Annotated in this window: 7 protein-coding genes and 1 pseudogene; 7 read left to right on the top strand and 1 reads right to left on the bottom strand. The window is 40.9% G+C overall.

The features are described from left to right. The first annotated feature begins 358 nt into the window (after positions 1 to 358). Genes G4407_RS15565 through G4407_RS15580 form a run of 4 tightly spaced genes read left to right on the top strand, consistent with a single transcriptional unit; the run spans position 359 to position 2,722 of the window. A complete protein-coding gene (locus G4407_RS15565; RefSeq protein ID WP_173689608.1) occupies positions 359 to 1,375 on the top strand; it encodes a hypothetical protein in 1,017 nt (338 codons plus the stop codon). A gap of 19 nt (positions 1,376 to 1,394) precedes the next feature. After that, positions 1,395 to 1,847, top strand: a complete 453-nt coding sequence (locus tag G4407_RS15570) for a DUF2752 domain-containing protein (RefSeq protein ID WP_330586136.1) — start codon at positions 1,395 to 1,397, stop codon at positions 1,845 to 1,847. Between the two features lie 7 nt (positions 1,848 to 1,854). Continuing rightward, positions 1,855 to 2,517, top strand: coding sequence for a hypothetical protein (locus G4407_RS15575; protein ID WP_173689610.1), 663 nt, complete (start codon positions 1,855 to 1,857; stop codon positions 2,515 to 2,517). Positions 2,518 to 2,548: 31 nt separating this feature from the next. Continuing rightward, on the top strand, positions 2,549 to 2,722 hold the full coding sequence (locus tag G4407_RS15580; RefSeq protein WP_173689611.1) for a hypothetical protein: 174 nt from the start codon (positions 2,549 to 2,551) through the stop codon (positions 2,720 to 2,722). A gap of 263 nt (positions 2,723 to 2,985) precedes the next feature. Here the strand turns inward: G4407_RS15580 and G4407_RS15585 are convergent, their stop codons facing one another. Continuing rightward, entirely contained in the window at positions 2,986 to 4,089 is a 1,104-nt protein-coding gene (locus G4407_RS15585; protein ID WP_173689612.1) for a site-specific integrase, read from the bottom strand. 311 nt (positions 4,090 to 4,400) lie between these two features. On the opposite strand from G4407_RS15585, the gene G4407_RS15590 reads away from it, so the two are divergent. The 3 genes and pseudogenes from G4407_RS15590 to G4407_RS15600 all read left to right on the top strand — a co-directional run. Beyond that, complete coding sequence (locus G4407_RS15590; protein ID WP_173689613.1) at positions 4,401 to 5,636, top strand: zinc ribbon domain-containing protein; 1,236 nt, start codon at positions 4,401 to 4,403, stop codon at positions 5,634 to 5,636. 253 nt (positions 5,637 to 5,889) lie between these two features. Continuing rightward, positions 5,890 to 7,026, top strand: coding sequence for a glycosyltransferase family 4 protein (locus tag G4407_RS15595; RefSeq protein WP_173689614.1), 1,137 nt, complete (start codon positions 5,890 to 5,892; stop codon positions 7,024 to 7,026). Between the two features lie 299 nt (positions 7,027 to 7,325). Then, positions 7,326 to 7,511, top strand: a pseudogene (locus tag G4407_RS15600) (sugar phosphate nucleotidyltransferase); the annotation flags it as partial. Positions 7,512 to 7,569 lie beyond the last annotated feature (58 nt).

The raw sequence follows: 7,569 nt of genomic DNA on the forward strand, positions 1-7,569 counted from the left end.
CTGACGATACAAAAATTTATTATTTTTTATTGTCCTCTTGACAGGTAGCACACCACTGTTTCGGATTCTTTTCTTTCATTGAGTTCAGTCGACTGCGGAAGTCAGAGAGGGAGAGGGGACGGGAAAGGCGCCGCATGGGGATGCGGCGCCTTTCCCTAAATAATGGAGAATTTTTAGGGGTGTTGAGTAAGTTGGAGAAAGTGGGATTAGGAAAAGTTTTATAAAATTTTGGAAATTATAAATTAAGAAAATTTAATTTTTAGAATGTAGTGGGGGATGTTATAATATAAAAAATGGCGAGGGAAAAGAAAATTTATTTATTGGTTGACGATTATGTAGAAAATCATCCAAAATAAAAATGAGAATAGAGACAAAATACGACATTGCATCATCGGTAAACGTTGGCGCAGAGTATGACAAGGGTGTGAAGAAGCTCTTTAAGAGTAAAGAGATCATTGTCCCGATTATGGAGATGGTGATCCCGGAATTTGAAGGGTGTTCACAGGAAGAAATTTTAAGTTGTCTGGATCTGGCATCCATTACATCGGATGAAGTTGTCAGTGATACTCCGGTTTCGGAGATGGAGGAGTATCGGATACGGGGTGAAGATACCGAATTTTCCGGAGGTTTGGATAAGTTAATTCGGTTTGATTCAAAGTTCAGGATTCGTAATCCGAAGCTTTCAGAGGAAAATATGCTGGTGAATCTTCATATTGATCTGGAGGGACAGAAAAGTTATACACCGAAGAATCCGACGTATCCAATTATAAAAAGAGGATTTTATTATGTCGCAAGGGATTTGTGCAGTCAGCTTGGAGTGGCAACCGGAAAGACGAATTATGCAGATCTGGAGAAGTGCTATTCAATCTGGATCTGTCTGGAGAATGTGCCGGTAAAATTAAGGAATACAATGACAGAATACCGAATAAGAAAAGAAGATATTCTGGGAGAGACGGATGAACCGGAAGAAGATTATGATTTGATGAGTGTGATCGTTATCCGAATGGGAGAGAAAGCAGAAGACAGAGGGATATTTGATTATCTTAATCAGGTATTTGTGGGAAATATAGAAGAAATAGAGACATATTCACATATTGAATGGGAAGAGGATTTTAAGGAGGATGTGGCTATGACGATGACAGGATTTAGTGATGTGCTGGTTAGAAGAGGGAGAGAAGAAGGAAGAAAAGAGGGAAGAGAAGAAGGGAGAATAGAAGGTAGAGAAGAAGGCAGAGAGATAGGGCAGGAAGAGACAACGGTTAAATTTATCTGGAGTTTACATGAAATGAAATGCACAGATGAAATGATTTCGGAAGCAGTAAAAAAACCAGTTGATTATGTGCAGGATATTTTGAAAAAAGATGCACCTCAGTAAGAAAGCTGGAAACACTTCTGTGAAAAATAGATTAGTAACAGGAATAAAGTTGCTTTTACAGGACTTATGGAATATCCGCATTGCGATTCTTGTATTTGCAATTTATTTTGTTATAGGAAGAAAGCTTTTATATAGTCTGTGTCCGATGGTGATCATGACGGGATTTCCTTGTCCAGGATGCGGGCTTACGAGAGCAATGTTTATGGTGCTGCGAGGGGACTTTGCCGGGGCATGGAAGATGCATCCGTTTATTTATGGTGTGATTGTCCTGGTGGGATGGTTTTGCGTGCGGAGATACATACAGAGGAAAGAAACGAAGAGCCTTGGAAAATGGGTGATTCTTCTGTGCGTAGGACTGATTCTATATTATGTGTACCGAATGGTAAGGTATTTTCCGGGAGATGCTCCGATGAGCTATTATTATGGAAGCGTGGGATACCGGGTGTGGGAGATTGTGAAGGGTGGAAAGTAAATAGTATGTGAACAGTAAAAATTGGATTGAGATCATTGTTACGATTATGGAGATGGTGATCCAGGAATTTGAAGGGTGTTCTCAGGAAGAGATTTTGAATTGTCTGGATCTGGCATCAATTACATCGGATGAGGTTGTCAGTGATACTCCGGTTTCGGAGGTGGATGAATATCGGATACGGGGCGAAGATTCAGAACTTTCCAGAGGATCGGATAAGCTGATTCGGTTTGATTCAAAGTTCAGGATTCGCAATCCGAAGCTTTCAGAGGAAAATATGCTAGTGAATCTTCATATTGATCTTGAAGGACAGAAAAGTTATAGACCGAAGAATCCGACGTATCCCATTATAAAAAGAGGACTTTATTATGTCGCAAGGGATTTGAGCAGTCAGCTTGGAGTGGCAACTGGAAAGACGAATTATGCAGATTTGGAGAAGTGTTATTCAATCTGGATCTGTCTGGAGGATGTACCGGTAAAATTAAGGAATACAATGACAGAATACCGGATAAGGAAAAAAGATATTCTGGGAGAGACGGATGAACCGGAAGAAGATTATGATCTGATGAATGTAATTGTTATCCGGATGGGAGAGAAAACAGAAGACAGAGGGATATTTGATTATCTTAATCAAGTGTTTGTAGGAAATATAGAAGAAATAGAGACATATTGAATGGGAAGAAAAATTTAAGGAGGATATGGCTATGACGATGATGGGATTTAGTGATGTGTTGGTTAGAAGAGTTAGAGAGGAGGAAACTGTCAAATTTATCTGGAGTTTACATGAAATGGAATGCACAGATGAAATGATTTCGGAAGCAGTAAAAAAGCCGGTTGATTACGTGCAGAATGTTTTGAAAAAAGATGCACCTCAATAAAAAACGGAATAAAGAAATCAGTTATAGAGTATAAAAAATGTCGCAAAGTCATTAAAACGATGATGGAGCGGCACTTTTTTGGATTAATTTTGGATTAATCATAAAAACAAATGTCGCTTATCTTCCACTTAAGCGACTTTCCAAAAATTCACAAAAAAAAGCGCTCCCCAAAATTTGTAGGAACGCCTGATTTTCGCAAATCCATCTGAGCTGCAGCTTCTTCGGCAAAGTCTGCTTCTGACTTCGCATCTGACTGCTTATTTTCAAATAGAAAGCCGGTTCAGATATTCTTTTTTCTGTGCCATGTTGCTGTGTACATAGATGTCCAATGTGATTTTTACGGACGAATGTCCAAGAATTTCAGAAAGTGCTTTGCTGTCGATTCCATTTTCAATGCATAGTGTTGCAAAGCTATGCCGCAGAGAATGAAAAGTCACCTGCGGAAGATTACATCCTTTTAAAATATTTTTGAATTGCCGCTGTACATTCCGTGGTTCGGTCGGTTTCGTATTGCCTGTCAGAAAATAAAGCTGGTCTGAAACGGACCATTTTCGTAAAAAAGGAATGATCTGATCCGGAAGCGGTATCGTTCGGATAGAAGACAGTGATTTTGGCGTGCTGATAAATACGATAGTTTGCGAACCGCCAGAGGAAATGTCGGGATTTGTGATTCGCGATACCGTCCGCCGGATAGTCAGGATCCCTCTTTTCAGATCAATATCCGCTCCTTTTATTCCGCATAACTCTCCAATCCGGATTCCTGTGTACATGCATAACAAAACACCTGCCGCAAAAGCGGTATCTGCCTCCACCAAATGTCTGCTCAGCAGGGAAAGCGCTTCGGGGCTTAACAGATCTTTTTCAAATGGAATGGTTTTGGGATGAACTTTCGTCCGTTTGACCGTTGGCAAAAGTTCTTGCTCTTCTGAAAATGCCAAAATCCGTTCCAGCAGCATAAGAATCATTTTTACACTCTGCGTCGACAGACCGGATGCGATTTTGTCATTATAGAAAATTTGAAAACCATTTTTGCTAAGTAATTGTTGAGGATTTTTCTTAAAATATGGAATGATATGCTTTTGCACCAATGCCGCATAACACATATAGGTGCTTTCTTTTAGGTTAAAGTGCACATACTCCAACCACAGACTGCTTAACTCCTGTATCTGAAATACAGAATAATTCTTGCTTCTTTGCATTGGCATCTGCTTCTGTAATGCCTGAAGTTTTTTTGCCTTCGCTTCCCGGTAACTCTTTCCGTACAAAAATCCATAGATAATTGTCCCCTTTTCGGTTCGACCTTTTTCGTAACGCGCTTCCCAGCGGCCGTCTTTTCTTTTGTGGATATTTTCTCCTCGTCTTGACATGATAAATAGACTCCTTTTTCCATCATTATAAATAGAAAAAAGGAATGATTGATAGAAAACATTAACAGTTGACTCCTGTTTTGACTCTTTAAAAAGAAATATTATGCAAAATAGTAAAAAAAGTTGCAATATTTCGATAAAGTTTTACAGTTAAAGCACCTAAATCCGTTATGCCTAACTTGACGAAATATGTTAAAAATGATAACATTAAATACGTTGTAGAAAAATACTTGGTAAAAAAGAATGTCGCTTAAGTGGAAGATAAGCGACATTTGCAAAATCAGGTTCAGCAGAAAGGATACGGATATTCTATGGGGAAGAAGCAGGGATATATTATCACAACCAAATGCCTGCGGCTGAGATGTAGACATCCGGAATGGCTGAGCGAGACGCAGAGTTTCTATAACCAGATACAAAAATTTTATTATGACTTATTTCTGGAGCATTCGGAACTGCGAGAGGAAAATTCACAGGTTTGCCTGCGGGAAATGGAGCGTCTGAGTATCAGGGGACGGGATGGAAAAGAAGTGCCTAGTCCGCTTCCGTGGGAAAAGGTGCCGCTTTATTTTCGGAGGGCAGCAGCCAATGCGGGGATTGCGGCGGCAAAGAGCCATTTGTCGAGACTGGAAAATGGCTATGCCGGGAAAGCAGAGAGTTTTCATTCGGCGGTCACGTACTACAAAGGGATGTATCGGGATTTTGAATCCGGTGAAATTACGCTTCGCATCTGGAATGGGCGCGAATGGAGATGGATGCGGTGCAGACTTTACGGAAAAGCATTTCCGGAAGGGGCGCAGCTGATGTCGCCTTCGGTTGTTCTGGATCAGAAGTATGAGATGCTACATGTTCCGGTAAAAGAAATTGTCCAGGATGCATCGACTGCGAAAGAAAGAATCGCAGAAGGCAGAAATGTGTGTGGGATTCATTTTACAAATGGAGATGCATTTGCGGTGGCGAGTGTGATGAACTGCGAGGGAAAAGAGCTGGCAGTCCGTTATTTCAAAGGTGGAAAAGAATACACGCACCAGTGCAGCAAGGTATTGGAGAAGATTGACAAGTCCCGGAAGTCACGGGGTGAAAATGCCGGTGGACGGGTGAATCAGAAATATTGGATGTATTTGAAGCATCTGGGTGAGCAGTATGCACACCAAGTCAGTCTGAATATTGTGACATTTTGCAAAGAGCAGGATGTCTCGGTAATCGCATTTCCAAAGTATGACGAAGAGTACCGGAGGCATGTGCTGAAGGGTGCGGGAAATTTCGGGACGCTGCATCTGAGTACAAGGATCCGGGAGTATCTCACCTATAAGGCGTGGAAAGAAGGAATTCTGGTGCTGGATGTAAATGCAAAAGAAATGCACCGGATTTGTGCGGTTTGTGGAAGTGAGATCGTGCAGCAGGATAAGCAGTCAAAACGATTTGTCTGCGAGGAAGGACATCAGGGCGATACGTACCTGAATGTTGCGAGAAATGTGGCGAAGCGGTGTATGGAGCAGTTTCGGAAGAAAGCAGGAAAAGAAAAAAATGTTTCTGCGAGCAAGATCTAAATGAGGAAACAGATGGTATTGCACCATTGTTTTATAAAAGGCGAGAGCTGAAGAAGGGTTCGGGTGTATGTGCCGGGACTTTTGGGTTGAACACCGCCTGTCACGTCTGATCTGCCGGATGGTGAAGTCCGGGATGGGAGAAGTGGCGAAGACATTCTGCCTGACGCATGAGAGTGCGGTGGGGAGGAGAGGGTGTTTGAAGTTATGAAATGAAAACTGGAGTAAAAAACTACAGTGAAGGAATGAGGGGTAAATGAAAAAACAATTGCGAATTGCGATGTTTGGACACAAGAGAATACCGAGCCGGGAAGGTGGTATTGAGATTGTTGTGGAAGAACTTTGTACCAGAATGGTGCGAGATAGCAATCAAGTTACTTGTTATAACAGAGCGGGTCATCATGTAAGTGGTTCAGAATATGATACAGGCAAGAGAAGTGTCTATAAAGGAATTCGATTGAAGTCGGTGCCGACTATTGAGAAAAAAGGTCTGGCAGCAGTAAGTGCTTCTTTCTTTGCTTCTTTATGCTGTGCATTTGGAAAGTACGATGTTGTACATATTCACGCAGAAGGACCGGCTTTTTTTACGTGGTTGCCGAAAATGTTTAGAAAAAAGGTGATCGTTACTGTTCATGGTATTGACTGGCAGCGTGCAAAGTGGAAATCAGGATTTGGCGCAAAGTTTATTCATCAGGGCGAAAAAAATGCTGTGAAATATGCAGATGAAATCATCGTTCTGAGTAAAAGCGTACAGGATTATTTCCAAAAGACATATGGGCGTCAGACCAGATTTATTCCAAATGGAGTCAATCGACCGGATAAAAAGGATGCAAGACTTATAGCGGAAAAATTTGGATTGGAAAAAGATTCTTACATTTTATTCCTTGGAAGACTTGTGCCAGAAAAAGGGATTCAATATCTGATTGAAGCATTTAAAGAGATAAAAACAGATAAAAAGCTAGTAATTGCAGGTGGTTCCAGTGATACAGATGATTTTGCAAAAGAGCTAAAAGAGATGGCGAAAGATGACAAGCGTATCATATTTACAGGTTTTGTACAAGGTCAGATGTTGGAAGAACTGTATAGCAATGCATATATTTATACATTACCTTCCGATTTGGAAGGAATGCCACTCAGCTTATTAGAGGCAATGAGTTATGGGAATTGTTGCCTGGTTTCGGATATTCCGGAATGTACAGAAGTGGTAGAAGATAAGGCGTTGATTTTTAAGAAATCAAACGTAGAAGATTTAAAAGAAAAATTGCAGGATGCCTGCGATGATTATGAAAAAGTACAGCGGTTGAAGGATGAAGCTGCGGATTATATTTGTGGAAAATATAGTTGGGACAGAGTTGTTGAAGAGACGGAAGGGCTGTATGGGAGTAAGAGATAGATGAAAGTTTTGATGATTAATAATCTCCTCTAACCGAACGCAGGTAGTGAGATGTACATAGTGAAAATGCCTGAAAGATGGCGTATTTGCGGCACTTTTAGAGAAATGGGTAGAGCTGCGAGAGCAGTTTTTATCTCGCTACCTAGGTTCAGCAACAGCGGATGATTTTATCATAAGGACTTTCAGTATCACTACCTGCGTTTGTATGGAGCACTCTGGTTTATGAACAATACATCGAAACTGCTCTATCCGAACAAAGGTAGTGAAACTGAGAAGTAGAAAAGAGGTATAAGGTATATATGAAAGGTATTATTTTAGCAGGTGGATCGGGTACTCGTTTGTATCCGTTGACGAAAGTTACGAGCAAGCAGCTCTTACCTATTTTTGATAAACCGATGATTTATTATCCGATGTCTGTTCTGATGAATGCTGGCATCCGTGACATTTTAATTATTTCCACACCGCAGGACACCCCTCGTTTTGAGAATGAGGGCACTGAAAAAGTAGATAGTACCGCCTATGTTTGATATAATATAAATATCA

Origin of the sequence: Allocoprococcus comes (assembly GCF_013300725.1) — a bacterium.
GTDB lineage: Bacteria > Bacillota > Clostridia > Lachnospirales > Lachnospiraceae > Allocoprococcus > Allocoprococcus comes_A.

Coding starts and splice junctions, on each gene's coding strand:
- G4407_RS15580 (WP_173689611.1), top strand. CDS start 2,549: ATGACGATGATGGGATTTAGTGATGTGTTGGTTAGAAGAGTTAGAGAG.
- G4407_RS15590 (WP_173689613.1), top strand. CDS start 4,401: ATGGGGAAGAAGCAGGGATATATTATCACAACCAAATGCCTGCGGCTG.
- G4407_RS15595 (WP_173689614.1), top strand. CDS start 5,890: ATGAAAAAACAATTGCGAATTGCGATGTTTGGACACAAGAGAATACCG.
- G4407_RS15585 (WP_173689612.1), bottom strand. CDS start 4,089: ATGTCAAGACGAGGAGAAAATATCCACAAAAGAAAAGACGGCCGCTGG.
- G4407_RS15565 (WP_173689608.1), top strand. CDS start 359: ATGAGAATAGAGACAAAATACGACATTGCATCATCGGTAAACGTTGGC.